Source organism: Marinobacter sp. C1S70, from assembly GCF_000475355.1.
Taxonomy (GTDB): domain Bacteria; phylum Pseudomonadota; class Gammaproteobacteria; order Pseudomonadales; family Oleiphilaceae; genus Marinobacter; species Marinobacter nauticus.
In genome coordinates this window covers 1-26,773 of the sequence record NZ_AXBW01000001.1, presented here as the reverse complement: position 1 = coordinate 26,773, position 26,773 = coordinate 1, and the positions used below count along the sequence as shown (strand labels likewise).

At 59.5% G+C, this 26,773-nt stretch carries 24 protein-coding genes; 9 read left to right on the top strand and 15 right to left on the bottom strand.

All coding sequences use genetic code 11. The annotated features are described in order from the left end of the window. Positions 1-5 precede the first annotated feature (5 nt). The gene (locus tag Q669_RS00120) at positions 6-995 is read left to right on the top strand and encodes a FecCD family ABC transporter permease (RefSeq protein ID WP_031211051.1); all 990 of its coding nucleotides are present in this window, start codon (positions 6-8) and stop codon (positions 993-995) included. Then, the gene (locus Q669_RS00115) at positions 992-1,789 is read left to right on the top strand and encodes an ABC transporter ATP-binding protein (RefSeq protein ID WP_022990763.1); all 798 of its coding nucleotides are present in this window, start codon (positions 992-994) and stop codon (positions 1,787-1,789) included. The genes Q669_RS00120 and Q669_RS00115 overlap by 4 nt, the downstream gene beginning before the upstream one ends. A 6-nt stretch (positions 1,790-1,795) precedes the next feature. Here Q669_RS00115 and Q669_RS00110 read toward each other — a convergent pair whose 3' ends face one another. The 9 genes from Q669_RS00110 to dctP form a co-directional block, all read right to left on the bottom strand. Beyond that, positions 1,796-2,998 carry a multidrug effflux MFS transporter gene (locus Q669_RS00110; protein WP_022990762.1) on the bottom strand — a complete coding sequence of 401 codons (1,203 nt, stop codon included), beginning with the start codon at positions 2,996-2,998 and terminating at the stop codon, positions 1,796-1,798. A gap of 83 nt (positions 2,999-3,081) precedes the next feature. Further along, positions 3,082-3,519: a DUF4124 domain-containing protein gene (locus Q669_RS00105; protein ID WP_022990761.1), complete on the bottom strand. Its 438-nt coding sequence runs from the start codon at positions 3,517-3,519 to the stop codon at positions 3,082-3,084. Positions 3,520-3,625: 106 nt separating this feature from the next. Continuing rightward, the gene (gene glcF / locus Q669_RS00100; protein WP_022990760.1) at positions 3,626-4,834 is read right to left on the bottom strand and encodes a glycolate oxidase subunit GlcF; all 1,209 of its coding nucleotides are present in this window, start codon (positions 4,832-4,834) and stop codon (positions 3,626-3,628) included. A 2-nt stretch (positions 4,835-4,836) separates the two neighbouring features. After that, positions 4,837-5,904 (bottom strand): glycolate oxidase subunit GlcE, encoded by a 1,068-nt coding sequence (gene glcE / locus Q669_RS00095; protein WP_022990759.1) that lies wholly within the window; start codon positions 5,902-5,904, stop codon positions 4,837-4,839. Next, a complete protein-coding gene (locus Q669_RS00090; RefSeq protein WP_022990758.1) occupies positions 5,897-7,369 on the bottom strand; it encodes an FAD-linked oxidase C-terminal domain-containing protein in 1,473 nt (490 codons plus the stop codon). The genes glcE and Q669_RS00090 overlap by 8 nt, the downstream gene beginning before the upstream one ends. A gap of 12 nt (positions 7,370-7,381) precedes the next feature. Next, entirely contained in the window at positions 7,382-7,807 is a 426-nt protein-coding gene (locus Q669_RS00085; protein WP_022990757.1) for a GlcG/HbpS family heme-binding protein, read from the bottom strand. Positions 7,808-7,826: 19 nt separating this feature from the next. Further along, positions 7,827-9,365: a TRAP transporter large permease gene (locus Q669_RS00080; RefSeq protein ID WP_022990756.1), complete on the bottom strand. Its 1,539-nt coding sequence runs from the start codon at positions 9,363-9,365 to the stop codon at positions 7,827-7,829. Beyond that, on the bottom strand, positions 9,362-10,072 hold the full coding sequence (locus tag Q669_RS00075) for a TRAP transporter small permease subunit (protein WP_014422555.1): 711 nt from the start codon (positions 10,070-10,072) through the stop codon (positions 9,362-9,364). Before Q669_RS00075 ends, Q669_RS00080 begins: the two co-directional genes overlap by 4 nt. A gap of 102 nt (positions 10,073-10,174) precedes the next feature. Beyond that, the gene (gene dctP, locus Q669_RS00070; RefSeq protein WP_200861779.1) at positions 10,175-11,233 is read right to left on the bottom strand and encodes a TRAP transporter substrate-binding protein DctP; all 1,059 of its coding nucleotides are present in this window, start codon (positions 11,231-11,233) and stop codon (positions 10,175-10,177) included. A gap of 337 nt (positions 11,234-11,570) precedes the next feature. Here dctP and Q669_RS00065 point away from each other — a divergent pair, with 337 nt between their 5' ends. The 6 genes from Q669_RS00065 (at position 11,571) to astE (ending at position 16,727) form a co-directional block, all read left to right on the top strand. Next, positions 11,571-12,329, top strand: a complete 759-nt coding sequence (locus Q669_RS00065) for an FCD domain-containing protein (protein ID WP_014422557.1) — start codon at positions 11,571-11,573, stop codon at positions 12,327-12,329. Between the two features lie 59 nt (positions 12,330-12,388). Beyond that, a complete protein-coding gene (locus Q669_RS00060; protein WP_022990754.1) occupies positions 12,389-13,159 on the top strand; it encodes an ABC transporter ATP-binding protein in 771 nt (256 codons plus the stop codon). A gap of 106 nt (positions 13,160-13,265) precedes the next feature. Further along, positions 13,266-14,018 (top strand): transporter substrate-binding domain-containing protein, encoded by a 753-nt coding sequence (locus tag Q669_RS00055; protein WP_014422559.1) that lies wholly within the window; start codon positions 13,266-13,268, stop codon positions 14,016-14,018. Positions 14,019-14,065: 47 nt separating this feature from the next. After that, entirely contained in the window at positions 14,066-14,770 is a 705-nt protein-coding gene (locus tag Q669_RS00050) for an ABC transporter permease (protein ID WP_014422560.1), read from the top strand. A gap of 3 nt (positions 14,771-14,773) precedes the next feature. Next, entirely contained in the window at positions 14,774-15,496 is a 723-nt protein-coding gene (locus Q669_RS00045; protein ID WP_022990753.1) for an ABC transporter permease, read from the top strand. 160 nt (positions 15,497-15,656) lie between these two features. After that, positions 15,657-16,727, top strand: coding sequence for a succinylglutamate desuccinylase (gene astE, locus Q669_RS00040; RefSeq protein ID WP_022990752.1), 1,071 nt, complete (start codon positions 15,657-15,659; stop codon positions 16,725-16,727). An 8-nt stretch (positions 16,728-16,735) separates the two neighbouring features. Here the strand turns inward: astE and Q669_RS00035 are convergent, their stop codons facing one another. Beyond that, entirely contained in the window at positions 16,736-19,762 is a 3,027-nt protein-coding gene (locus tag Q669_RS00035; protein WP_022990751.1) for an efflux RND transporter permease subunit, read from the bottom strand. Continuing rightward, entirely contained in the window at positions 19,762-20,853 is a 1,092-nt protein-coding gene (locus Q669_RS00030) for an efflux RND transporter periplasmic adaptor subunit (RefSeq protein ID WP_022990750.1), read from the bottom strand. Before Q669_RS00030 ends, Q669_RS00035 begins: the two co-directional genes overlap by 1 nt. 163 nt (positions 20,854-21,016) lie before the next feature. Here Q669_RS00030 and Q669_RS00025 point away from each other — a divergent pair, with 163 nt between their 5' ends. Then, entirely contained in the window at positions 21,017-21,661 is a 645-nt protein-coding gene (locus tag Q669_RS00025; protein WP_022990749.1) for a TetR/AcrR family transcriptional regulator, read from the top strand. 11 nt (positions 21,662-21,672) lie between these two features. Here the strand turns inward: Q669_RS00025 and astB are convergent, their stop codons facing one another. Genes astB through Q669_RS00005 form a run of 4 tightly spaced genes read right to left on the bottom strand, consistent with a single transcriptional unit; the run spans position 21,673 to position 26,632 of the window. Then, positions 21,673-23,013: an N-succinylarginine dihydrolase gene (gene astB, locus Q669_RS00020; RefSeq protein ID WP_022990748.1), complete on the bottom strand. Its 1,341-nt coding sequence runs from the start codon at positions 23,011-23,013 to the stop codon at positions 21,673-21,675. A 14-nt stretch (positions 23,014-23,027) separates the two neighbouring features. Beyond that, positions 23,028-24,503, bottom strand: coding sequence for a succinylglutamate-semialdehyde dehydrogenase (gene astD, locus Q669_RS00015; RefSeq protein ID WP_014422567.1), 1,476 nt, complete (start codon positions 24,501-24,503; stop codon positions 23,028-23,030). Then, positions 24,491-25,588, bottom strand: a complete 1,098-nt coding sequence (gene astA / locus Q669_RS00010) for an arginine N-succinyltransferase (protein ID WP_014422568.1) — start codon at positions 25,586-25,588, stop codon at positions 24,491-24,493. The genes astD and astA overlap by 13 nt, the downstream gene beginning before the upstream one ends. 27 nt (positions 25,589-25,615) lie before the next feature. After that, positions 25,616-26,632 carry an arginine N-succinyltransferase gene (locus Q669_RS00005; protein ID WP_022990747.1) on the bottom strand — a complete coding sequence of 339 codons (1,017 nt, stop codon included), beginning with the start codon at positions 26,630-26,632 and terminating at the stop codon, positions 25,616-25,618. Positions 26,633-26,773 lie beyond the last annotated feature (141 nt).

Here is a 26,773-nt window from a genome sequence, read left to right as displayed (position 1 = left end):
TCGCCATGCCGGATAAACGCAACACGCTGGTTAATACCGCCCTGCTCGGGCTGTTAGTCCTGGCAACCATCATCTCGCTGGCCACCGGTACCGTGCAGGTTTCCCTGTTCGATACCCTCAGGGCATTAGCCGGCCACGCAGACCCGATGACCGATTTCGTGATCAACGAGCTTCGTCTGAGCAGGGTAATCGCGGGACTACTGAGTGGGGCAGCGCTGGCCATGGCCGGGTGCCTGATGCAGACCCTGGCCCGTAACCGTCTGGCGACACCGGGCATTATCGGCATCGATAACGCGGCTACCGCCTTTGCGGTCGCGTCGGTGGTGGGCGTGGGTTTATCGCTGGCACCATCAGCCATGGCATTGGCTGGAGCGGCAGCCGCCACGGCGATTGCCTTTGGTCTGGCGGGCGCCAATGGCACCCGGGGCTATCGCTTTATCGTCGCCGGCATCGGTATTGGCGCCATCGCGGGCGCAGTCACCCAGGTAATGCTCAGTCGGGTGGCGATTGATGCCGCCAATGCGGCCTATCCCTGGACGGTGGGCAGCCTGAATGCCCGTTCCGGCCAGAGTGTGCTGGTGCTCGGAATGGGCCTTGCGGCCGGCTACCTGATTCTGATGAGCCTCAGCCGAGCCCTCAATACCTTGCAGTTCACGGATGCGGTGGCCATTGCCCTGGGCACACGACTGAAAGCCACCCGCATAATCGGCCTGGGTTTGTCGGTGATGCTCACGGGCCTGGCAGTATCGGTCTGCGGGCCGGTTGGCCTGATTGCCCTGCTGGCGCCGGAGCTTGCCCGGGCCCTGTGCCGCCCGGGCAAGGTTCCGCTCACGGCTGCGGCCCTGGCGGGCGCCAGCTTCATGCTGATTGCCGACCTGTTAGGCCGCACGCTGTTTGCGCCGCTGGAAATTCCGGTAGGCATCATTACCGCCATCGTCGGCAGCCCTTACCTGCTCTGGATACTGCTGAGACCTTCGCCACGGAGCCTGACATGAGCCACCCCCAAACCGCGACCCTTGCCGCCGACGACATCACTCTGGCGCACCGTCAGTTTGTGGTAGCGGAGAATCTGAGCCTTCATCTGCCAACGGCCCAGGTCACCGCCATCGTGGGCCCCAACGGCTGCGGAAAATCCACCTTGCTGAATGGCCTGGCCCGGATTCATACGCCCAAGGGCGGCTCCGTGCTTCTGGACGGCAAGGATATCCATCGCCTGCCGTCCAAAGAAGTCGCCCGGAAACTGGCCCTGCTACCCCAGGACAACACCGCCCCGGAAGGTCTCACCGTTGCCGACCTGGTGCGCTTTGGCCGCCAGCCTCATCAGGGCTGGATGGCACAGTGGTCGAAAGAAGACCAACGGGCCTTCGATCAGGCGATACAGGCCGCCGATGTTGCCGGACTGGCTGACCGTGCACTGGACACCCTCTCTGGCGGGCAACGACAGCGGGCCTGGATTGCCATGGCGGTGGCCCAGCAAACGCCGCTGTTACTGCTGGACGAACCTACATCGGCCCTCGATCTGGGCCACCAGATTGAAGTGTTTGAGTTAATCCGGGCACTGAGCGGACAAGGCAAGACCATCGCCATGGTGGTGCACGACCTGGCCAGTGCCTGTCGCTATGCGGACCATATGGTGGCCATGAAAAACGGAACCATTATTGAGGAGGGCACTCCGGCGGAGATTGTCTCACCGGAGCTGGTGCAAGAACTCTACGGCGTCAGCTGCGATCTGATTCACGACCCGGCCACCGGTAGTCCGTTACTGGTCAATGTGCGCCGCAATCCCTGAGCGGTCTCAGGCCAGGGTTTCGGCCCTGGCCTTTTCCCGGGCAATCGCGGCTGGAGCTCCGGCCGCCAACACCACCGCGCCAGCCGAGCAGGCCAGCATGCTCAGCACAATAGGCAGAAGCGCATCACCTCCTAAAGCCGATGACAGCGCACTGATCCCTCCAGCCAGGGTGAATTGAGAGGCGCCCAGCATAGCGGCGGCGGTTCCGCCCAGATGCGGAAAGAACTCCAGCGCATTGGCCATGTTGTTAGGCACGATCCCGCCCTGACAGCCAATGGCGCCAATGATGAACAACGCCACCGCCCAGAACGGCCCGTCCAGAATGACCACGGTAACCAACCCGACCAGCATCAGGAACTGCAGCATAACCTGTACCCGCAACAGGGTGACTGATGGGACGCGCCGCAACAGCGGCCGGTTGACCAGATTCAGCACCGCCATCAATCCGATATTGGCCGCGAACAGCATGGAGAAACTGGCGTTGGACAGGCCGAACCACTCCTGGTAGATAAACGACGAATGGGTAATGAACAGCAGCATGGTGCTGAAGCACATCACCTGAATCCCGATAAAGCGCATGGTTGTGCCGTGGCGAAGCACCAGCATGTAGTTGGTTACCAGAGTTTTCACCGGCGTCGAGGCCTGGGGCCTGGGTTTCAACCTGGGAAACAGGGCGATTTGCAGCACGACCGCCAGCAAGAGCGCGTAGCCGGCCAGAAATACGAAAATCCAGTGCCAATCGCCGAGCGCAAGCATCAACGCACCCAGTGAAGGTGCCGCGGCCGGGGCAATAAACATGATCAGGCCAATCAGGCCGAACAGGCGCGCCGCTTCCTGCCCACCCACCTGGTCGCGGACAATCGCAGGCACCGAGACCGCACAGAAGGCACCGCCGATGCCCTGTACAATTCGCCAGCCCACCAACTCCGCCAGGGTATCGGCTCCGGCAATCATCATCGCGGCAATGGCGAAAATGGTCAGCCCGACAAACAGTATCAGCTTGCGGCCATAGCGATCCGACAAAGGCCCGCCCACCAGTTGTGCGAGACCAAGGGTGGCGACATAGGCACTCAGAGTCAGGCCCACATCCGCATGGGGAATACCAAAACCCTCAGCAATATCGGGGAACGCGGGCAAATACGCATCCAGAGCCAGAGGCCCCAGGGCGACGGTCATACCAAGTAATAACGCGAGCTGAAAATGAGACAAGTGCTACCTCCGCTGACTAGATAGATAGCTAATAATATTCAGGAAAGGACCGCAATGCGCGGTTTCCGAAGCCAGCGCGGAAATCAGTTCTGGTCGAGCATGCACTCCCGGCTATAGAGTTGACTGAGTTTGCGTCGTTTCTGGCGCAGGCCATTGCCTCGATCATTGCTGTAACCGGCTCGCAACTGGCCCTGAATCCGGTCCAACTGCTTCCGATATTTCTCGCACTGTTGCGCCTGCTTTTTTGCCTCTCTGGCCTGGGCATAGCGATCCTTGCTGCCGGGAGCCAGCAAGCGCTCCACTTCAGCCCGGCTTTGCCGCACCCGGTCGGCCTGGCGGATATTTTCGCCCATGGGGACGGTCACCGGTGGTTTCACCGAAACACTGGAATGTCGCACCTGCCTGGGTGGCGTATCGGAAAAGTGTATGGACCCGTTGGCATCGGTCCAGCGGTAGATTTCAGCAGTGGCGGGCGCTGCAGCGGTAACGAAAAGCAGGCTCAGGGCCAGTTTCCTTGGCATGGGTTCACATCCTGTGAATAGTCTGAGGGAGAGCCCCGCCACCATCACAGCAGCGGGACAGGCGCTGGTAACTATACCGAAAGCCAGCGCCACTTTCAGGAACGGATCAGCGGTCCAGCAATTCGATCCAGTGGTTCACCGGTACGTCTGCTTTGCTCTCCAGGTGCAACTGGCAGCCAATGTTGGCCGTGACAATCCGTACCGGGTTATCCACCGTCAGCGCCTTGAGCTTGTTATCCAGCAGCTTCTGGCTCATCTCCGGCTGGGTAATGGAATAGGTACCCGCCGAGCCACAGCACAGGTGCTTGTCTTTGGTGGCCGCCAGGTCGATACCCGCCTTGGTGAGCACCTGCTCCACCACCCCATTCTGTTTCATGGCATGCTGCAGGGTACACGGACAGTGGAACGCCACCTTGCCAGCCTGGGCACTGGCCTTCAGGGGCTCCAGGTCTTCCTTCAGCAGGAACGCCCCAAGATCAGTGCACAGCTCGCTGACCTTCCTTGCCTTATTGGCGTACACCGGGTCATCTTTCAGCAGATGGCCGTAATCCTGGACCATGGCACCACAACCTGACGCGGTCATGATGATGGCCTCGGCTCCGGCTTCAATGGCGGGCCACCAGGCATCGATGTTGCGGCGCATCTGTTCCAGACCGCGCTCATGTTCGGAAAGATGGTAGTTCACCGCGCCACAACATCCGGCCTCGGGGGCTTCCACCATGGTCACACCGAGCTTGTCCAGCACCCGGGCCGCAGCCGCGTTGGTATTCGGCGCAGCTGACGGCTGAACACAGCCGGCCAGAGCCAGAACCACGCGGCTGTGGCTCGACGAGGGCCAGGGGCTTGCGTGTCGGCGAGGAGGCACCTTGGTGCGCAGCCGCTCCGGCAGTACCGGACGGAAGGCCTGACCCAGTCGAAGCATCAACCCGAACAGCCGGCGGTCCGGCAGGAAACGGGTCAGCGCCCAGCGCAACCATTTTTCCTGCGGCTTGCGCGACAGCTCTTTTTCCATCAAACCACGGCTGATATCCACCAGGCGGCCATATTTCACGCCGGAGGGACAGGTGGTTTCACAGCTTCGACACGTCAGGCAGCGGTCGAGATGTTCACGGGTCTTCTCGGTGACTTCGCCGCCTTCCAGGAACATCTTCATCAGATAGATGCGGCCACGGGGGCCATCCCGCTCGTCGTTCAGTTCCTGGTAGGTTGGGCAGGTTGCGGTGCAGAAACCGCAATGCACACAGGCCCTGAGTATCTCCTCCGCTTCCTGACCTTCGGGATCATTGGCAAATTGTTGAACCAGATTCGTTTGCATAATTACAACCAGCTATAGAGACGGCCGGGATTGAAAATGCCGTCGGGATCGAACGAGTGTTTCACGCGGCGCTGGATGGTTTTCAACGCCTCGGGTTGACTTTGCATCACTTCGGCAGTGCGATCACCACCCCGGAACAGGCTGACCTGACCACCGACAGCACGAGCCAGTGGCTCCAGATCGCTGAGTGAGGCCTGGCCGCGATACCATCGCTGGGAGCCAACCCAGTCGATCATCCAGGGGCCGTCCAGCTTCGGCGTTCTGGCGGTGGAATCCAGGGAGAACCGCCAGAGAGGAGTTTCCGGATCGTCAAAGAAGCCATGCTGCATGTCCTGAACCTCTCGCCAGAACTGGTCACCCTCAGCCATAACCTCGCCACCCCACTTCTCGGCGGTCGCCTCAACCGCTGATTTTGCACCGGCCAGGCGCAGGTACACCTTGCCATCGACCCAGCAGGCACCGGTGATGGGTTTGGGCTCACCGGCACGGCGGTTCATGTACTCCACCACCTCGTCCATGGCCATCTCCCGCACCAGGGTAACGGTGGCCGCCGGCTTAGGCATGACTTTCAGACTGATTTCGGTGATCACCCCGAGCGTTCCCATGGCGCCGGCCTGCAAACGGGAAACGTCATATCCCGCCACGTTTTTCATCACCTGGCCACCAAAACGCAGGTGTTCGCCCTTGCCGTTCAGCAGGCGAATACCCAGCACCTGATCCCTCACCGAGCCCGTCCAGGGCCTGGCGGGGCCGGACAGGTTACAGGCCAGGGTGCCACCGATGGTGGATGCGTCGCCAAAATGCGGCGGCTCAAAGTGCAGACACTGGCCCTGCTCCGCCAGCACCGCTTCAATTTCTTTCAGAGTGGTACCGGCACGTACCGTCAGCACCAGCTCTACCGGATGGTATTCCACCACACCAGTGTGCTCGGCCAGGCTCAGAGTGCTGGCATCAGCATCGCTCTGGCGCCCCATAAAGGACTTGCTGCCGCCGCCGACAATGTTGAGTTTCTGCCCGTTATTGCGGGCCTGGAGCACCTGCTCCTGTATCGGTTGGATCTGATCAGCCATGGGCAGTGTCCGCCTCTTCGTGCTTGTGTTGCTTGTGCTCGATGGAGCGGTATTCCTGACAGAATTTCAGGGTGGGCACCCCTTTGCCCGGGTTCAGAATTCCGGTGGGGTCGAAGGCCGCTTTCACATCGTGGAACTGCTGCAGCTCGTCATCATTGAACTGCACCGCCATCTGGCGAATTTTCTCCACGCCCACGCCATGCTCACCGGTGATGCAGCCACCCACCTCAACACAGAGTTCCAGGATCTTGCTGCCGAACGCCTCGGTGCGCTCAAACTCGCCTGGCACGTTGGCATCAAACAGGATCAGCGGGTGCAGGTTGCCATCGCCCGCATGAAACACGTTCGCCACCCGCAGGCCGAACTCTTCTGACATCTTTTCCATTTCCAGCAATACCTTGGCCAGATAGCGACGCGGAATGGTGCCATCCATGCAGTAATAATCCGGCGAGATCCGCCCCACCGCCGGGAAGGCCGACTTGCGCCCTTTCCACAGCAGAGCCCGCTCTTCCTCGCTCTGTGAGGTGCGAATGGAGGTCGCGCCCAGCTTACGGAACAGCGCTTCGGCCTCTGCGATGTGTTCGTGCACTTCCTCTTCGGTGCCGTCCACTTCACACAGCAGCAGGGCCTTGGCATCCCGGGGATACCCGGCACCGCAGAAGTCATCGGCCGCGACAATGGCATGACCATCCATCATTTCCAGGCCACCGGGGATGATGCCGTGGGAAATCACGCCACCCACCGCGTCGCCCGCTTTCTCGATGCTGTCGAAGCCCGCCATGATCACCTGTGCCACTTCCGGCTTGGGCAGCAGTTTCACCTTCACCTCGGTGACCACGCCCAGCAGTCCTTCAGAGCCGGTGAGCAGCGCCAGCAGATCCATACCGCAGCTGTCCAGACCATCACTGCCGACCGTTACCCGGTCACCCTCGGCGGTGATCATTTCCACACTGAGGATGTTGTGCACGGTCAGGCCGTACTTCAGGCAGTGCACGCCACCGGAGTTTTCGGCCACGTTGCCGCCAATGGTGCAGGCGATCTGAGAGGAAGGATCCGGACCGTAATAAAGGCCGTACTGTGCAGCCTCTTCGCTGATCGCCAGGTTACGGACACCCGGCTGCAGGCGTGCGGTGCGACCAATCGGATCAATGTTCAGAATTTGGTTAAACTTGGCCAGCGAGAGCACTACCCCTTCCTTATGCGGCATGGCACCGGCACACAAACCGGTACCGGCACCACGGGCCACCACCGGCACACCGTTTTCGTGGCAAATGCGCATGACCCGCTGCACCTGTTCCACGGTTTCCGGGAGCACCACCAGCATGGGCATTTCCCGGTACATGGCCAGGCCATCGCACTCATAGGGTTTCAGGGTTTCGTCATCGGTGATGACGAAGTCCGGGTCAATAAAGGCCCGGAACTGCTCCGCCAGCCGGGATTTGCTGATACGGGATTGAGTATTCATAAGAGACACCGGTTACTGGCGTTTGCTTTCAAAATGGTCGATGCCAGCCTGGGCACAGTCCATGTCCTGTTGTGGCGTGCCCGAGCTGAGACCGATACCGCCGACCACTTCACCGTTCACCATCACCGGCAGGCCACCGCCTACCGTGCTCAGGCGACCGCCCACTTCAGTATGTATACCGAAGGCGAGGTTGCCCGGCACGTTGGCGGCATTGTAGTCGTGGGTCGCTTTGCGCGCGGCCGCAGCGGTAAATGCCTTGTCCTGTGCGATGGTAACACTGGTCACTTTGCCCCCGTCCATACGCTCAAAGGCGATCAGCGTGCCGGACTCGTCCACCACCGCGATGCACATAGGCACTCCGATTTCACTGGCCTTGGCCGCCGCACCCTCAATCAGGATGCGTGCATCAGACAGGTCGAGACGATGAATGGTCAACATAACGATTTACTCCTCTTGGTTAGCCATAAGCGAGATTGGGCAGCCAGGTGGTAATGGCCGGGAACACAATGCACAGGAATACGCCCAGGGCCTGGATGGCCAGGAACACCAGGGATGACTTGAAGATGGTGCCCATGGAAATTTCCGGCGGGCACACGCCGCGGATATAGAACAGCGCATAGCCGAAGGGCGGGCTCAGGAACGACATCTGCATATTCACCAGATACAACACCCCGAACCACAGCACCACGTCGTCACCAGACACGCCCGGCAGGCCGAACAGACCCGGGAACTCCAGGGCTTCCACAATGGGGATAAAGATAGGCACCGCCAGCAGCAGGATGCCGACCCAGTCCAGGAACATGCCCAGTACCACCAGCAAGACCATCAGCAGGAACAGGATGCCGTAGGCCGGCAGGCCGGTGCCCAGAATGGATTCGGTAATAAAGTCCTGACCACCCTGGAGAATGTAGAAACCTACAAACACCGAGGCACCAAACATGATCCATAGCACCATGGCGGAAGCCTTGGCGGTAGTGACCGAAGCATCCCGCAGAGTCGCGATGGAGAACACCTTGTGTTTCATCGCCACAAGAATGGCGCCAAAGGAGCCGATGCCGGCCGCCTCAACTGGTGTGGCAATGCCGCCAAAGAGCAGGCCAAGCACCAGGAACACCAGAATGAGAGGCGCAATCAGGTCTTTCAGAAGCAGCAGCTTGTCTTTCAGGCCGATGCGTTCCTCCTTGGGAATCGGAGGCCCGAGTTCGGGGTTCAGCTTCGCCCGGATCCAGACATAGAACACATACAGGCTGGATAGCAGAACGCCAGGAATCACCGACCCCAGATACAGTTCACCCACCGATTGCTGGGCAACCACGGCATAGAGGATCGCCAGAATCGAGGGCGGAATGAGAATACCCAGGGTACCGCCCGCCATGATGGAGCCGAGGGCGATCTTGTGGTCGTAACCCCGTTTGAGCATGGCCGGCAGGGCAATGATCCCCATGGTCACGACCGCCGCACCGATAACCCCGACCATCGCTGCAAGAATGGTCGAGGCCACAATGGTGGCAATGGCCAGGCCGCCGCCAACACCACCCATCCACTTGTAGACGACATTGAACATTTCTTCGATGAGGCCGGCCCGTTCCAGCATCGCCGCCATGAAGATGAACAGCGGAATAGCGGCCAGATCGGAGTTGGTCATCATCGGGAAGATGCGGCTGGGGATGATGTTCAGCATCAGCGAGTCGCCCACCAGATAAATGAAGGCAACCCCAAGACCACCGGTAACAAACGCCAGTGGCAGACCCATCATCAAAGCCACCAACAGGGAGCCGAACATCAGGTAGGTGAGCGGTCCGATGTTCACATCGGCCAGGCTTCCGGCCAGCTTGAACAGGAATTTCTCATCGCTGAACGGGTCGTAGAACAGAATGTTGACGAACTCGACAAACATCACAAAGGCCAGCGCAGCGGTGGCCAGAATCATCAGCCAGGTGCCAAGCTTGCCTTTGAGGTTGCCCTGGCCCGGATTGTTCACTGTAGTGGTAGTCATGCGTGTTGCTCCCGGCCAAGCTTGACGAACAGGGCAATGTCCTTGATCAGTTTGGACAGGCCCGCCAAGGTAAGTAGAACAGCCCCCAGCAGCATCATGGCCTTGACCGGCCAGTACTGGATGCCCCAGGTCTCGACGGTACGTTCATCCATCGAGTAGGAGTTCTGGAAAAAGGTCCAGGAGGTAATCACCAGCGCCAACGCAAACATGAAGAAGAACATGGAGGTGAAGATATCCATGCCAATCCGGCCCCGCACAGGCAACAGGTTATAGATCACATCGACCCTCACGTGGGCGCCATGCAGCAGGGCAAACGCGCCCGCCAGCAGGTACTGCATACCGAACAGCAGAAAGCTGGCCTCATGCACCCAGATGGTCGGCATATTGAAGATGTAGCGCATAACCACTTCAAAAAAGTAGAAAACAACGGCGTTTACGGTCCAGAAGGAAATAAACACGCCAGATTTTTCGCTGATCCAGTCGATAATCCGGGTAAACCAGTTCGCGTAATCCGACTCGATGGTTTTCGACATTTCGGCTTCGATCTGCTGAAGCTTCTCGTTTGCCAGGGCATTCTTGTCAATCGCCTGCACGCCACGGCTACTGGACCAACGGTCCCACGCCATCATCAGCAGCGGCATTACCGCCAGCCAACCCCAGTAGAACCAGTGCGGCAGCACAAAGCCAAAGTTGCTCAGATCAGACATACTGTCCTCACGTCAGTGACAACGCGGGGAAGGGAGAGAGCGCCCTGAACCAAGGCTTCCCTGCCCTTCCCCGCTTTTTTGATTGTTGTTGGTAGTGCCGGTTTACTTGCCAGCCGCCTTGAGGTCTTCCTCGGTGACGTAGCCCACGGTGTCGTTCATCATGTACTCGAGCTGCATATCGAAGATGGCCTTGGCATCCTCGTTCTTGTTCGCCCAGTTGTACCAGATGGGAATTGCCGCGCGACGGAACTCCTGCAGATCCTGCTGGCTCAGACGCGTGACGGTGTCTCCATCCGCCTTGAACTTCTCCATGGCTTCGATGTTGCGCTTCTGGATGGTCAGGTAGTGCTTCTGGGAGTAATTGCGCACCTCTTCCTCAACCAGCTGCTGCAGCTTGGGATCCAGGGCGTTCCAGGCACGCAGGTTCACCGTCAGGTCCATCAGATCCACCGGCTGGTAAATAGACATCACCCCTGGAGGCCCGAACAGGATGTAATCGGTCACCTGCGAGAAGCCCAGCTCATAGTTCACCGCCGGGCCCACGTAGTCCGCCGCATCGATGGTGCCCTTTTCCAGAGCCGGGAAGATGTCGGAACCCGGCAGGCTGACAGTGGATACCCCGAACTGCTGGAATACTTCAGCCACCATGCCGCCTGGCACCCGGATCTTCATACCCTTGAGATCCGCCAGGCTGTTCACCGGCTTCTTGGAATGAATGATGTTGGCGTCGTGCTGAATCGGGCCCACGTAGAACAGCCCGTATTTTTTGTAGATCTCCCGGGTTTTCTCCAGCATGCCCAGGGAATAGAACATGGTGTCCCACTGGTGTGGCTGATCCGGACCGGCCGGGTAAGAGGACAGGAACACCGAGGCCGGTATCTTGCCTGACCAGTACAGGGTAAACGGGTTCATCCCCTGCAGTACGCCGTTGCGTACCGCATCAAACAGCGCGTTGTTGTCGGCCGCCACCGCCTTCGCCGGATACGGCCTGAAAATCAGTTCTCCGCCGGATTTTTCCTCGATGCTGTTGCACCATTCCTCGAACAGGTCATAGCCAACCGTGCCCGCATCCCACACCGACTGAATTTTCCAGGTAGTCGCGGCCTGGGCCTGACCGGCGCCCAGTGTCAGCGCGCCTGCCAGGGCTGCACCAACCGCCATTTTTCTGAGAAAACTCCGGCGTGGTGGGTTTGCGTCTGAATCACAATGCTTGTCGTTGTTATCATTGATGTTCATCGAAACATCTCCGTTCACTTTGTTGTTATGCAGAGCTATTCAACACCAGCAAATGCCAGCATTAAAAAGATATTCGTAGGCAGGTGCGGTTTAGTCCAGAGAATTGCCAACTGGTCAGACCAGTTTTTAGTTGCGGCAAAATGGACGAATTCGGTGCTATAGGCCATAGTTAGCGGTCTGGAGGACAACACTCGAGAAGGACTTCCTGATCACTTGAACAACAGCAACTGGTCTGACCAGCAAGACCCGTCAGGTAGAACACATGGGGATATCGCAGGAAATTTCCTTCAGGCTAGAGCGGCTGATTCTCGACGGCGGCCTGGCACCGGGGCAGAAGATACCCTCGGAGCGCCAGCTTTCGACCAGACTGGGGGTTTCCCGGGCCATCATTCGTGAAGCATTGCATGAACTCCAGGGGCGGGGCGTCATCGAAACCCAGCATGGCCGGGGATCTTTTGTTGCCAGCATTGTCCCGAACACAGACGATCTGGAAGACAACAGCCCGTTGATGCACCTGTTTGCTGGCCACCCGCGCACCCTTTATGACCTGCTGGAAGTGCGCGAACAACTGGAAGGCCAGGCGGCCGAACTTGCAGCCCAGCGCGCCACCCGAGGTGATCTACACCGGATTACCAAAGCCTACCGGGCCCTGGAAGACACCGACCCGCTCAGCAACGCCAAACCCGACCACGGTTTTCACCAGGCTATAATTGAAGCATCTCATAACCCGGTACTGGTACATGTGCTCAATGGTCTGAAAAACATGATGCTGCTGACCGTGCATGCCTCCGTTGCCAACCTGAATCCAAGGGCGGAAATGCGCCAGTTAATCATGAAGCAGCACAAGCAGATCTATCAGGCCATTATGGCGGGCAAGGCCAGAACCGCCCGCAAGGTGGCCATGGCCCACGTGCGTTTTGTTCAGGATTCATTGAGAAGCCTGGAAAACCAGGGGGCAGAGGTCATCCGGGTCTCACTTGAGTCCAACAACTTTCACGAAAACCCAACAAAGCGGTATTGATTTCCACGGCAACAGTCCGTAAAACATGCGCCTTTGTATGACAGTCTCAGGAGCCAGCCATGGCGGAACCAGCGCCTCTTATTTGCAGGGACATCCACAAGACCTTTGACAAGCTGGAAGTTCTCAAGGGCATCTCTCTGGAAACCCGTAAGGGTGATGTGGTTTCCCTGATTGGCAGTTCCGGTTCCGGCAAGAGTACCTTTCTGCGCTGCATCAATCTGCTGGAAACCCCCACCTCCGGCGACATTATTGTGCACGGCGACCCAATCCGGTTCACCGAAAACCGAAAAGGTGAACGGGTACCCGCCGATAACCGCCAGGTGGAACTGATCCGGGCTCGCCTCTCCATGGTGTTCCAGGGCTTCAATCTCTGGTCCCATATGACGGTGCTGGAGAACATTATCGAAGCGCCGGTTCACGTTCTGAAGATTCCGAAAAAAGAAGCGATTGAGCGCGCAGAGGCCTACCTGAACAAGGTCGGCATCTACGAACGCAAGGACTACTACCCGGCACAGATGTCCGGCGGACAGCAGCAGCGGGCGGCCATTGCTCGGGCGCTGGCCATGGAACCCGAAGTGATGCTGTTTGATGAGCCAACCTCGGCCCTGGACCCGGAGCTGGTGGGCGAGGTCCTGAAAGTTATGCAGAGTCTGGCCGAGGAAGGCCGAACCATGATCGTGGTCACCCACGAGATGGCATTCGCAAGGGATGTGTCGAGCCAAGTCCTGTTTTTGCATCAGGGCGTGATTGAGGAGCAGGGAACCCCGGACAAGGTTTTCGATAACCCGGATTCCGAGCGCATGAAGCAATTTCTTGCTCCCAAGTTCTGAACACCAGTGCTATCTTGAATCGGTGTTGGACCTGGAGTTAAAGAGAAGCTCCCGAAACTTCCATAAAAAATAAAGCCTTTGTGGCGAATTACTGGAGAAGTGACACATGAAAAAACTGATTGTTGCAGCAAGTTGCGCCCTGGCCCTGGTTGCCGGTACGGCCCAGGCTCAGGAAAGAAACCTGCGCATTGCTTTTGATGTGCCCTACGAGCCATTCGAGTACAAAGACGAAAACGGTGAGCTGACCGGTTTTGAAGTAGAGCTGGCGGACGCCATGTGTGAAGAGATGAACGCCAACTGCGAATTCGTCATTCAGGCATGGGACGGTATGATTCCGGGCCTGCTGGCTCGTAAATTTGATCTGATCATGTCGTCCATGTCGATCACACCGGAGCGTGCCGAGCGCGTGCTCTTCTCCGAACCGTACTACAACACCCCGGGCGGCTGGTTCGGCCCCAACGATTTCAGCACCGACGTCACCGATATGGATGCCATGAAAGGCAAGACTGTCGGCGTGCAGCGCGGTACGACCATGGACACCTACGTGACAGAGAACATGGGTGGCATTGTTGAAATCAAGCGCTACACCACCGCTGACGACATGGTACTGGACCTCGAAGGCCAGCGTCTGGATGTGGTCTTTGTTGACTATCCGGTCGGTGAGCAGACCGTTCTGACCAAAGACGGCTTCAAGGAAGTGGGCGAGCCCGTGAAACTGGGTGAAGGTGTAGGCGTTGCCATGCGCAAGCGTGATGCCGACCTGGCCGACGAAGTAAACGCCGCCCTGCGCACGTTGAAGGAAGATGGCACCTACGACACCATCATGAAGAAGTACTTCAACTACGATATCAAGATGTAATGACCACGGGGGCGGCGCCACGTCGCCCCCGCTGACCGGATACTCCCATGTTTGATCTGAAAGGCTATGGCCCGGCCCTCGCAGAAGGAGCGGTCATCACCATTGAGTTGGCCTTCCTGTCTCTGGCCCTGGCCCTGGCGCTTGGCCTGGTTGGTGCCAGTGCAAAACTCTCCGGCAGTCGTGTTGCCGCCGGCATCGCAACCGCCTATACCACACTGATTCGCGGGGTTCCGGATCTGGTGATGATGCTGCTGTTCTATTACGGCGGCCAGGTAGCGGTGAACATGCTTTCGGATTATCTGTGGGAAACCCGCGGTATCGACTTTTTCTTCCAGTTTGATCCTTTCATTTCCGGCGTGGTGACCATCGGCCTGATTTTCGGTGCCTATATGACCGAAACCTTTCGCGGCGCCTTTCTGGCCGTGGATGTCGGTCAGATTGAGGCGGCCAAGGCCTATGGTTTTTCCCGCTGGCATACCTTCCGGCGGGTGATGATCCCGCAGATGTTACGCCATGCCCTGCCGGGCATCGGCAATAACTGGCAGGTGTTGCTCAAGACCACGGCACTGGTGTCCATCATTGGCCTGACCGATATGGTGCGGGTGGCGGAGGAAGCCGCCAAGGCGGAGCGCATGCCTTTCCACTTCTTCGTACCGGTGGCTGCCGTGTATCTGGCACTGACAGCGGGGTCGGAGCTGTTTATCAAGTGGCTTGATCGTCGAGCCAATGTCGGCGTGGTTCAGGGGAATTAAACGATGCCTGATTTCATTGCCGAGTGGTTGAACAAGAACGAAATTTTCACGGCCATGACGCTGATGGAGTACTGGGACGGTCTGGTGACGACCGTACACCTGGTGTTTCTGTCGCTGGTCATCGGCCTGGTGGTGGCGGTGCCGCTGGCGATTCTGCGTACGGTCCGGAATCCGCTGGTGTCCGGGCCAATCTGGATCTACACCTATCTGTTCCGGGGCACGCCGCTGCTGATCCAGCTGTACATTATCTATTATGGAGTAGCGCAGATTCCGGGGATTCAGGAGACTTTCTGGTGGGAGATCTTCCGGGAACCTCTGTATCCTGCCCTGTTGGCCTTCACGCTGAATACGGCAGCCTACACCACGGAGATTATCCGGGGGGCGATTATGTCTACGCCCCATGGTGAAATCGAGGCGGCGAAAGCCTATGGCATGAACTGGTTTCTGCGGATGCGCCGGATCATTCTGCCAAGCGCGGCGCGGCGCGCGGTTCAGGCTTATTCCAATGAGGTGATTTTCATGCTGCACGCCAGTGCGATTGCCAGTGTGGTCACCATTGTTGATCTGACAGGGGCGGCACGAAATATTTATTCGCGTTTTTATGCGCCGTTCGATGCGTTTATTTTCGTGGCGCTTTGTTATATGGCGCTGACGTTTATTCTGGTGTTTGCTTTCCGCAAGCTGGAAAACCATCTTTTGCGGCATCAGCGGCCGGTGAATGGCTAACTTTTGCTCCCATCGCCGGGAGCATGGCCATCTGGCTGGATAGGCTTTCCGGGAACCGCTACAAGCACATCCCTGTGCGCTTCTCTCCGGCCATCCATGGCCTCCGAAATTCCCGGAAAGCCTATCCAGCCAGATGCCCCCAAACGCTGCAGGGGAGTCTATGAAGGCTACGAATCAACTCTTTGACTTTCACCCGGACTGGCTTAGCCATACCCTCGCCAACACTTCCACTGATCTGCCCGAAACCAAAACCGCCCTGCCCGATGGCGCTCAGGTCTCCCGCAAGGCCAACGGGGTTCTGTGGCTGACGCCACCGGCTGACAGGGCTAACCCGAACCAAGAAGCCCTGATCATTTCTGCCGGTGTGCATGGCAATGAAACGGCGCCAATTGAAGTGCTCAACACGCTGGTGTCGGAGTTGTTTTCCGGGGAGTGGTCGCTGGCGTGCCCGCTGCTGCTGATCCTGGGCAACCCTCCTGCCATGGTAGCGGGTGAGCGGTTTCTGGAAGTGAACATGAACCGGTTGTTCAATGGCGCCCATGGCAAACCGGAATATTCCGGGCTTGCGGAGGGCCGGCGGGCTCGGTTTCTGGAGGAGATGTGTCGGCAGTTTGCGATGGCGCATCAGGGCCTGGCGTTAAGCCATTATGATCTGCATACCGCTATTCGCCCGTCGAAACGGGAGCGCTTTGCGCTGTACCCGTTCGTGGACGGGCGGTCGGTTCCGGCCGGCCAGTGTGCGTTCCTGCTGGAGGCCGAGGTGGAGACCCTGTTGCTCCAGCATAAGGAATCGACAGTGTTTTCATCGTTCACTGCCAGCACGCTGAAGGCGGAGAGTTTTACCATTGAACTGGGCAAGGTGGAGCCGTTTGGCCGGAATGATCTGCGACGGTTCCAAGGCATTGAGCGAGCCTTGCGCCGTCGTTTCCGGGGCGAGGCAGCACCGGCAGTGCGGCCACCATTTGATCATCTGACGGTGTTTGAGGTGGTGCATGAGGTGCTCAATACCGGGCCGTCTTTCCGGTTTCATGTTCCGGACGATGTGGCGAACTTCACGGAGTATCAGCCTGGCACGGTGATCTGGGAGGATGATCAGGATGACTACCGGGTCGGAACCGCGCCGGAGGCGGTGGTGTTTCCAAACCGGGCGGTGCCTGTGGGCCAGCGGGTGGGTTTGATGATCCGAGCCAGGTGTACAGGGCCGGCTCTGTCTGAGCCGCCCTGTACATGACACCAGGGTCAGGCCGGCGCGTTTTCGGGTTCGCCCACCGGCAGTTTGATCAGTTTGGTGCAGACTGACGGTATCACCAGCAGGGTCAGGACCGTCGAAGCCAGCAGACCACTGATGATGGCCCAGGCCATGGGTGGCCACAGGGTGGAACTTGAGAACGCCAGCGGCAGCAGGCCGGCCACGGTGGTTGCGGTGGTCAGCAGGATGGGCCGGGTACGGCGTTCCACAGCGGTGCGCACCGCATCGGCAATGGCTCGGCCCCGTTCCAGCTCCCGATCCATTACGTCCAGCAGGACGATGGCGTTGTTCACCACGATACCAACCAGAGCAATCACCCCCAGCAGCGACTGAAAACCGAAGGGCGAACCGGACAGAACCAGCCCCGGGAAAATGCCAACAGTTGCCAGCGGTACGGTCAGCAGGATAATGCCCACCCGCCGGAAGGAGTTGAACTGCAACAGCAGGAAGAACAGCAACAGCAGCATGCCGATCGGTGCCGCGGTCAGCAGTGCGGAGTTGGCACGGTCAGAACCTTCGGCATCTCCTCCCATGTCCAGTCGCGTGCCCGCCGGCAACGGGTTCTGTTCCAGGCCCGCATACAGGCCGTCCAGCGCCTGGCTGAAGCTGTAGTCTTCCTCCAGATTGGCACTGACCGTATTCACCCGTACCCCGTTGCGCAGGTAAACCGCCGCCGGTTCCCAAGTGGTTTCCACCGTGGCCACGGCCGATAGCGGAATGGCATCGCCCTGGTCGTTGTAGGTATTCACAGACAGCAGGCGCGACAGTGACAGCGACGTGCCTTCGCGGGAGCGCAACACGATGGGTATCGGGTCGTCCTCCTGTCGATAACGCTCAGCCACGGCGCCATAGCTCTGGCCATACAGGCTCTGGGCAACATCGGCTCGGGTGAGGCCATAGCGAGCGGCGGTGGCGTCGTCCACATTGATGGCGATGCTGGGCACACCAATGTCGAGATCATGGCGAACATCCACCGTGCCCTCAACACCCCTGAGAATGGAATAGACCTGCTCGGTGGCTCGGGCGCGGGCGTTGTCGTCCGGATGGAAGATACGGACTTCTACCGGCGCAGGCCGCGGTGGTCCCTGCCCCAGAATCCCGGCGGTGATATCCAGCTCCGGTAGCGACCGGGCGGCCTCGTGGCGGATCCATTTCACCAGGTCGGTGGTATCGGCCAGCGTCGGCGTGCGAACCACCAGCCTTGCCCGGTTAGGCGCCTGTGGCGAGCGCTGCAGATTGTAATAGAACGACGGCCCGGTAAAGCCGACAAAGCGGTGCACTTCCAGTGCCTCGGGCCGGGTCCGAATGGCCTGTTCAAGAACGGCGGCCACTTCAGCGGTTCGGGCCTGATCGGTGCCTTCGGGCATGTACATCTCGACGATGACACGAGGGCGGTCGGCGTTGGGAAAAAATTGCTGGGCCATGAACGGGGTCATGCCAAGGCTGATCACCACCAGCAGGGCGCCGGCGGTAATCAACCGGCCCGGGTGCCGATACACCAGGCCACCGAGGTAGCTGGCCAGGCCGATAAGCCGGTCTTTGTGAATATTTTTCCGGGGCTTCAGAAAACGCGCCGCCAGCAGGGGCACGGCAGAAATTGCCAGCAGATAGCTCACAGAAAGGGTGAGCATGATCATCACCGGCACGCCTCGGGTGAAATCCGCGGCACCGCCCTTGGCCATCAACAACGGCGCAAACGCGGCAAGTGTGGTGCCGGTAGACGCACCCAACGGCCCGGCCAGCTCACCGACCGCCTTGCGCAGGGCATCCAGCCGGCGCATGCCCTCATCCAGATGGCCCTGTATGTTTTCCACAATCACAATGGCGTTGTCGATCAGGATACCCAGGGAAATAACCATCCCGATAACGGCAATCTGATGCAACACCCCACCCCCGAGGTCATAGAGCCCCACGCTGATCAGGGCCACCATGGGCAGGATGGACGCCACCAGCAGGCCCATGCGGATACCCATGCCGGTAAATACCACCGCCACAATGATCAGTACCGACAGCACCAGGCTCCAGGCCAGATCATCCAGCCGGTCAGACACCTTGTCGGGCTGAAAAAACATCTCGCGGAGCTGGTACGGCTCGAAGTCTGGACGCACCTGGTCCAGCCGTTCCCGGATCCGCTCGCCAAAGCGGATGGCGTCGGTGGAACCTTCTTCCATGATAATTGACAGCAACACCACCCGCTCGCCGTCGAACCAGGTCTCTGGCTGCCGGGGCTCGGCCGGCCCACGCCAGACTTCTGCGGCCGCTGCCAGGGGCACCTGGGAGCCATCTGGCAGCTCAATGGGCGTCGCGCGAATCGCGTCTATGTCCGTGAACTCAGTGTTCGGCAATACTGATAGGCGCTTGCCTTCCACCACCACGAAGCCACCGGGGATGGTCTGGTTGCGCCGGGCCAGGGTGTCGAGTATCCGCTTGGGCGGAACTCCCAGCCGATACAGCGCGGCGTCGTCAAGTGCCAGGGTAATCTGTTCGTCGGCATCCCCTTCAAGTTCAATGCGGGAGATGCCAGGGATATCCAGAAGGTTCTGTTTCAGGCGTTCGGCCACCTCCGAAAGCTCAGTCACTGAGGGTGAACCGCCCACGGCCAGCACCACGGCCGGGATGTCGATCAGACGGTCATCCAGCTCCATCAGGCCCACATCATCGGGGAAATCCTGGCGCGCCCGCTCCATGGCCTGACGAACCCGATCCCACGCCGAATCGGTGTCGTAGATGCGGTCCCGGAGTTTCAGCCGGGCCAGTGCCACGCCGGTTCTGGCGGTGCCCTGGCTCCAGTCCAGCTCTTCGACCTGACGCAACTCATCGGTCAGCGGCTGAAGCACCAGGCGCTCAACCGCCTCGGCACTGGCACCGGGATAACTCACCGTGATCATACCGGCCCGGTATGGGAAACTCGGATCTTCCTGACGGGGCATGGTGCTGTAGGCGGCAATACCGAGCAGGCAGAGCATGGTCACCACCATGCCCAGCAAGCGTTGACAGTTAAGCAGTCGGCGGGTCATCAGCGCACCTCCACGGTGTCACCATCCACCAGCCGGGTCATACCGGCATACACCACCTGATCTCCCGGGCTCAATGCACCCGGGTGCACCATGACGCGCTCACCGATGACCCGGTCGACCTGTACCGGAACCCGCTGAGCTACCTGGTCTTGCACCCGGAACACACTGGTGCCGGTACTGTCGCGAACGACCGCCAGCAGGGGCACGGTAATGGCAGATTCCCGCACCGGGGCAATGCCCACTTCCACCGGCTCACCGGAGGACAGGGAATTTGGTGGCAGGCTGACCAGTACCGGATGCAGTTCCCCGCGGATGGAACTGCCCTGGGCAATCTCCACCACAGTGCCGGTGGCAGGTTCACGGTTGCGGTCCTGCACCAGCCAAACCGGTAGCTCCTGACCAATCCGGACATGACCGAGCAAGTGCGCGGGCACCCGCACCTCCACTTCCCGCCCCAGCGGCGAGGACAACCGCATGACCGGCTGCCCGGCTCCCACGAACTCATCCCGCTCCACCAGCAATGCTTCCACCTGCCCGGCAAAGGGCGCCTTCAGAACGCTTTCCTCAAGCAGCCTTGTGGCTTCGGCCAGTGAGGCTTCGGCGGTCGCCATGCTTGCCCTGAGGGAATCCCGGCGGGCGGCAATCTGTTCCAGTGTCTGCTCCGAGACCACGCCTCGCTGATGCAACCGGCTGGAGCGTTCCCACTCCCGCTGAGCCTGTTCAAACTGGGTTCTCAGTTCCTCCAGGCGGGCAGCCGCAGAATCCCGCGCCGGTTCCAGCGCCGGATTGTAGAGACGCGCCAGCACATCACCGGGCTTTACCGTCTGCCCCAGCTCAACCGGGCGTTTCTTCAGCGTCCCGCTGACCTGAAATGTCAGGGTTGCCCGCTGGGCCGCACGGACAATGCCAGAAAACCGCAGAGGGATTTCTTCCATCTGGCCACCGGTGACAGCGGATACCCGCACGGCGACCGGCGTATTTTCAGCGTTTTCGCCGGATTCGGCGCCGCCACCGCGGCAGCCGGAGACAGACAGCACGGCCAGCAGCGCACTGGCCAGAACAAACGGAGAGTGACGTAGTGTGAGAGACATAGTGTTCCAGCCCCTTTCCCTGAACAGGTTGATTGTGACCTCCGGTCCATCGGAGGTTGCCCATTGTTTCCGACATCATGTCACTCTTTGACAAATTGTCAATAATCGGCTTTCATCGGTTTTCAGTTATCATGCAGCCAAAGCCGGAAAGCTCGGGATCACAATGAATGAACCGCTGAAGTCACGACGGGAACGGGAAAAACAGGCCAGGTACGACGCCATTCTGGACGCCGCCGAACTGGTATTCTCAGAAAAGGGCTACGACCGCACCTCCATGGACGACATTGCGCGCACAGCCAGTCTGAGCCGCGCCCTGCTGTATGTCTACTTCAAGGATAAGGCCGCCATCCAGCGAGGCATCATGCTGCGGGCCGGGCAGGATCTGGTGACCCGGTTTGAGCGGGCGATGCAGGCAACCGATACCGGGCTCGGGAAGATCCGGGCCATGGGAGAGGCTTATTACCGTTTCTTTGTGGAAGCTCCGGACTACTTCACCGCTCTGACCAAGGCTTCCACCGCCATCGCCGATGCGGAAGAAGACCAGGCCAGGGAGATGCTGTGTTCAAAGAACGAACTGATGGTGCTGATGGAAGCGGCGATTCATCTTGGCCTGAAAGACGGCACCATCAGCCGCGACCGTATCCAGTCGCCAGCGCAAACCGCGCTTTACCTGCGCGGCGCCCTGCATGGCGTGATCATGCTGTGCCAGGCGGAATCCACCGAGGCCGGGGAGTTTCCTTCCGAAGCACTCATTCGTCACACCATGGATATGCTCACCCGGTCTATCTCCAGCGAGCCGGTACGCTGAGCTGACCAGCCTTACAACTGAAAATCGTAGATGCTGCCGAGGCCAAGAATACCGGTCAGTTCATCCAGCGCCTTGCGCACTTCCTCCAGTAACATCGGGTCGGCTAGGTCCTGCTGGCTGAGCTGGTCGCGGTAGTGGGCTTCAACCCAGGAGGTCAGTCGCTCATAGAGCGCATCGGTCAGGATCACACCCCGGTTGATAGCGTGCAGCTCGTCGTCGTTGAGCACCACCCGCAAGCGCAGACACGCAGGCCCGCCACCATTGCGCATGGACTGTTTGACATCAAACACTTCCACCGCGGTGATCGGCGTGTCGGCTTTCACCAGTTCATCCAGATACCGGCTGACCGAGGCCACTTCGCGGCACTCACCCGGTACAGCCAGCAGCATACCATCGGCAGTGTTCAACAACTGGCTGTTGAACAGATAGGAGGCCACCGCATCTTCGATGGGCACCTGCGCTGATGAAACACGCACGGCTTCCAGCTCGGCACCGGTCAGGCGTTCCTGGATGTCTGCCAGTACCCGGGCCTCATCAAGAAAAGCCTGCTCGTGATAGAACAGGCAATTGCCATTACCGACCGCAATCACATCGTTGTGGAACACGCCGGCATCGATAGCCGCCGGATTCTGCTGGGCAAACACGGCATGGCGATCGGTCAGGCCATGCAGGCGGGCAATGGCGCGTGACGCTTCTAGGGTCTGGCGCGCCGGGTACTTGCTTGGCGCCGGAGCGGATTCATTGAACGCGACCTGACCATACACAAACAGCTCAACGCCCGGCTCCCCGTAGCGACTGCACAGGCGGGTGTGGTTGGCCGCCCCCTCATCGCCAAAATGACTGACTGACGGCAGCGCCGGATGATGGGCAAAGTAACTTTCGTCACCAAAAATCGCTTTCAGCGAACGACCCGTGACCTGGTGTTCAATGGAGCGGTGGAACTTGGCACTGAGATTGGCCGGGGTGAAGTGCACCCGGTGATCGGCTGTGTCGGCACTGGGAGAGACGGTAGCCGCGTTCGCGGTCCACATGCAGGACGCCGACGACACCGCCGCCAGAATGGAGGGATCTGCCTTGGCTACGGCTTCCAGAATCTGGCGCTCGTTGCCTTCAAAGCCCAGCGCACGGAGGGTGGGAATGTGCGGGCGCTCGTGTGGTGGCAGAATACCCTGCACATAGCCCCGGTCCGCCAGCCGCTTCATCTTCGCCAATCCCTGGAGTGCCGCCTCCCTGGGGTTGGCCACCGCATTGACGTTGGATTTTGAGGCCACATTGCCCCAGGACAGCCCGGCGTAGTTATGGGTCGGTCCCACCAGGCCATCGAAGTTTGCTTCTACCGCATGTTTAACCATGGCAGCTGTTCCTGTCAGTCAAAGTTCAGGCCCGGGGCCAGGCTATCCGGCAGCTCACTCTTGCCGGCTTCCAGAGAGGCCATCGGCCAGGCGCAGTAATCGGCCGCGTAATAGGCACTGGCACGATGGTTACCGCTGGCACCGACACCACCGAACGGTGCGGCACTGCTGGCCCCGGTAAGTGGCCGATTCCAGTTCACAATACCGGCGCGCACTTCCTCCACCAGGCGGTTATAGAGTTTGCGGTCATCGCTCAGGATGCCGGCAGACAGGCCGTAGCGAGTGTTGTTGGCAAGCTCCAGGGCCTCATCAAAGCCTTTGTAGCGGTACACCGTCAGCAGCGGACCGAAAAACTCCTGGTCTTCCAGCTCTATCCCGGTCGCATCCACAATCCCCGGCGACAACAGACCTGTATCGGGCTTGAGCTGTTTCATTTCCAGCAGCGAGCTCGCACCCTTTTCCAGCATGCCAGCCTGAGCTTTGAGTAGCTGGTCTGCCGCATCGGCAGAAATCACCGAGCCCATAAACGGCTGCGGGTCAGCATCGAATTCCGCCACGGTGATGCGGGCCGCCACCTCTACCAGCCGTGCCAGAAATTCATCGCCTTTCTTGCCTTTGGGCACCAGTAACCGGCGAGCACAGGTACAGCGCTGGCCGGCCGACAGGAACGCGGACTGCAGTGCGTGGTGCACGGCGCCATCCAGATCTGACACATTTTGAACGATCAGAGGGTTATTACCGCCCATCTCCAGCGCCAGGATTTTTTCCGGCTGGCCGCCGAACTGTTCGTGCAGCAGGTGCCCGACGGTGGAACTGCCGGTAAAGAACAAACCGTCAATCAGCGGGTGGCGGGCCAGGCACTTGCCGGTATCGGAACCGCCCTGAACCAGATTGATCACCCCATCCGGCAGACCGGCTTTTTCCCAGAGCCTGACAGTGAGTTCCGCCACCCCCGGGGTCAGTTCGCTGGGTTTGAACACCACGGTATTGCCGGCCAGCAAGGCCGGCACAATGTGCCCGTTGGGCAGATGGCCCGGGAAGTTATAGGGGCCAAACACGGCGACCACGCCATGGGGGCGGTGGCGCAACACCGCATGTCCGCCGGCCACGTCAGATTCAGTGTGCCCCGTACGCTCGTTGTAGGCTTTCACGGAGATCGGAATTTTACCCATCATGGCCGCCACTTCGGTGCGGGACTCCCAGAGAGGCTTTCCTGTTTCCAGGCCGATCTGATGGGCCATTTCTTCCTTGTTGGCCTCAAGCAGTTCGCCGAAGGCCTCAATCACCGCCTGGCGTTCTGCGAGACTTTTCCGGCGCCAGGCCAGAAACGCCTTTCGAGCTTCCCGAACCGCTGCGTCAACATCTTCGAGACTGGCGGCATTGCCATCCCAGACCGTTTCACCTGTTACCGGCTGCACCGATTCAAAGGGCACTCCGTGGCCTTGCAGCCAGAGCCCGTCGATGTACACATTGCCTGTCAGGTTTGCCATTGTTTACCACCTCCCGGTTCGGAATTGTTTGGACGGATGGGCGACAAAGCACCCTCCTTCAAGGGGGCAATACGCACCGGATCACCCGACTCCACTAAAAGAGCCTCCGCCAGCACTCTAGGAATTTTGACAGTGTCGGGCCCGATGCAGTTCATGGGTATGGTGGTTACCCGAAAGTCCCGGAACGACCGGTTCGAGATCATCACCCGTTGCTCTGCCGGCACATCCAGATCCATGCTGTGATTGACCACCATGGCATGCCGGTTGACCGCTTCCCGCACCGTACGAATGTTATGGACAAAGGCTTCAACCACAGGCCCGCCATCGAAAATATCCACCATGCCGTTGAAGTTGAAACCTTCGGCCTGCAGCATCTTCAGCGCCGGCCGGGTATTGTCGTGCACCATGCCAACGACCGCCCGCGCAGCGTCTGGCAACATCGGCAGGTAGATGGGGTATTTCGGCATCAGTTCAGCAATGAACGATTTATTGCCGAGCCCGGAGAGCATGTCGGCCTGGCTGAACTCCATGTCAAAGAACTTGCTGCCCAGGGCGTCCCACAGGGGGCTTTTGCCATCTTTGTCCGAGACCCCACGCATTTCCGCGAAAACCTTGTCGGAAAAACGTTTGCGAAAATCGTCCAGGAACATAAAACGACAGCGGGATAACAACAGGCCGTTGCCACCCCCCTGATACTCGTCGGAAAGCAGCAGTGAGCAGATTTCGGTGGTGTCGGTCATGTCGTTGGACAGGTTCAGCGTGGGCGTGCGCACATGCACACCCAGCTCTTTCGATGCATTGACCGTGACACTCAGCCGGTAATTGTAGAACACTTCTTCGAGGCCAACCCGGGCCTCGATACCACTGATGCCAACGGTCTTCCTGGCCTGAATATCTTCCAGCGCAAACAAGTACAGGGCCGCTTCCGGCGCACAGCGCTGATTGAAGGATTCACGGGCGCGATCAATCTTGCGCTGAAGCAGTTCCCGGTCGGCGGGCAGTGTGGTCAGGCCTTTGCCGGCCTTCTGGGCCATGGCATAGAGGTCTTCCAGATCGTCAGACTGAAGCGGGCGGATCACCAGCATGTTACGCCCTCCCCTGTATTTGCATGCTCATAACGGTGAAATCCTTACCGGGTCGCCGGCGCTGCTTTCCAGGCCATGCCAGGTGCTCACCGGCACTTTCACATCATCCGCCAACGTTTCTGCCACCGGGGTCAACAGGCAACGGAAGTACTCACCTTCGCCGGCGCTGATCAGGCAGGTTTCACCATCGTTCTGGTGGCTGCCGTGCAGTGTTTTGGGCTGACTGGTCACCAGGGTTCTCAGGCTGTCGGTGCGCACTTCCATCACCGGTCCGCCGTCAAAGATATCGACGTAGCATCCGGGCTGAAAACCTTCGCGCTGGAGTAGCTGATAGTTGGGTTCGGTCAGCGGGTGTGGTTGGCCGAGGGCTTCCTGAGCCTCGGTACTGAGCAGGGTGACGTACACCGGGTTCGGCGGCATGAGTTCGGCAATAAAGGTTTTGCTGAGCTGCCCGGAGTATTGATCGGCGGTTTCAAAGTCCATATTGAAGAAATGTCGCCCCAGGCTGTCCCAGAAGGGCACGCTGCCGTTTTCGTGCTGTATGCCCTGGATTTCAACCACCGTTCGGTTGGTGAACCATTCCCGGTGGCTGGCAATGAACATCATTCGGGCCCGGGATAGCAGCTCGAATACCGGGGTGTTGCGGTGTTGTTCTTTCAGTGTGAAGGAGCACAGCAGGGTCAGGTCGGTCAGGGCGTGGCTCGGGTACAGGACTTCGACACGGCGCGAGACGTTGAGTTCGTGGGAGGCGTGGATGAGGTAGTCGCGCCGGTAGTTGTAAAATGGCTGGCCATTGCCGGCGCGGCTGTCGATGCCTGCGGTGCCAGCGATTTCGCCGGTGTCGGTGTTTTCGAGTACGAACAGGAAGCGGCGCGGGGTGCCTTCGGGGGCGTTGTCGGCCAGGGAGTCCCGGGAGTGTTGAATTTTCCGGGCCAGGGTTTCTTCGGTTTTGGGCAGGGTGGACGATAGCCTGGCGGTTTGGGCGCCGGCTATGTCCAGGATTTGTTGCAGGTCATCCAGTTTGGCTGGTCTGACTCGCCACATGGTGCGCTCCTCTATCGAACCATCAGGATTTTTGGAGCAGGCTCGCCCGCCCCTGGAACTGGGTTCCCCTTCCGGAAACCGCTACAAGCACATCCCTGTGCGCTTCTCTCCGGCCATCCATGGCCTCCGAAATTTCCGGAA

Coding starts and splice junctions, on each gene's coding strand:
- Q669_RS00005 (WP_022990747.1), bottom strand. CDS start 26,632: ATGTGGCGAGTCAGACCAGCCAAACTGGATGACCTGCAACAAATCCTG.
- Q669_RS00085 (WP_022990757.1), bottom strand. CDS start 7,807: ATGTTGACCATTCATCGTCTCGACCTGTCTGATGCACGCATCCTGATT.
- Q669_RS00115 (WP_022990763.1), top strand. CDS start 992: ATGAGCCACCCCCAAACCGCGACCCTTGCCGCCGACGACATCACTCTG.
- Q669_RS00035 (WP_022990751.1), bottom strand. CDS start 19,762: ATGACCCGCCGACTGCTTAACTGTCAACGCTTGCTGGGCATGGTGGTG.
- astB (WP_022990748.1), bottom strand. CDS start 23,013: ATGGTTAAACATGCGGTAGAAGCAAACTTCGATGGCCTGGTGGGACCG.
- Q669_RS00090 (WP_022990758.1), bottom strand. CDS start 7,369: ATGAATACTCAATCCCGTATCAGCAAATCCCGGCTGGCGGAGCAGTTC.
- Q669_RS00065 (WP_014422557.1), top strand. CDS start 11,571: ATGGGGATATCGCAGGAAATTTCCTTCAGGCTAGAGCGGCTGATTCTC.
- Q669_RS00075 (WP_014422555.1), bottom strand. CDS start 10,072: ATGTCTGATCTGAGCAACTTTGGCTTTGTGCTGCCGCACTGGTTCTAC.
- dctP (WP_200861779.1), bottom strand. CDS start 11,233: ATGGCGGTTGGTGCAGCCCTGGCAGGCGCGCTGACACTGGGCGCCGGT.
- Q669_RS00045 (WP_022990753.1), top strand. CDS start 14,774: ATGCCTGATTTCATTGCCGAGTGGTTGAACAAGAACGAAATTTTCACG.
- Q669_RS00025 (WP_022990749.1), top strand. CDS start 21,017: ATGAATGAACCGCTGAAGTCACGACGGGAACGGGAAAAACAGGCCAGG.
- Q669_RS00060 (WP_022990754.1), top strand. CDS start 12,389: ATGGCGGAACCAGCGCCTCTTATTTGCAGGGACATCCACAAGACCTTT.
- Q669_RS00055 (WP_014422559.1), top strand. CDS start 13,266: ATGAAAAAACTGATTGTTGCAGCAAGTTGCGCCCTGGCCCTGGTTGCC.
- glcF (WP_022990760.1), bottom strand. CDS start 4,834: ATGCAAACGAATCTGGTTCAACAATTTGCCAATGATCCCGAAGGTCAG.
- Q669_RS00030 (WP_022990750.1), bottom strand. CDS start 20,853: ATGTCTCTCACACTACGTCACTCTCCGTTTGTTCTGGCCAGTGCGCTG.
- glcE (WP_022990759.1), bottom strand. CDS start 5,904: ATGGCTGATCAGATCCAACCGATACAGGAGCAGGTGCTCCAGGCCCGC.
- Q669_RS00080 (WP_022990756.1), bottom strand. CDS start 9,365: ATGACTACCACTACAGTGAACAATCCGGGCCAGGGCAACCTCAAAGGC.
- Q669_RS00105 (WP_022990761.1), bottom strand. CDS start 3,519: ATGCCAAGGAAACTGGCCCTGAGCCTGCTTTTCGTTACCGCTGCAGCG.
- astD (WP_014422567.1), bottom strand. CDS start 24,503: ATGGCAAACCTGACAGGCAATGTGTACATCGACGGGCTCTGGCTGCAA.
- astA (WP_014422568.1), bottom strand. CDS start 25,588: ATGCTGGTGATCCGCCCGCTTCAGTCTGACGATCTGGAAGACCTCTAT.
- astE (WP_022990752.1), top strand. CDS start 15,657: ATGAAGGCTACGAATCAACTCTTTGACTTTCACCCGGACTGGCTTAGC.
- Q669_RS00050 (WP_014422560.1), top strand. CDS start 14,066: ATGTTTGATCTGAAAGGCTATGGCCCGGCCCTCGCAGAAGGAGCGGTC.
- Q669_RS00120 (WP_031211051.1), top strand. CDS start 6: ATGCCGGATAAACGCAACACGCTGGTTAATACCGCCCTGCTCGGGCTG.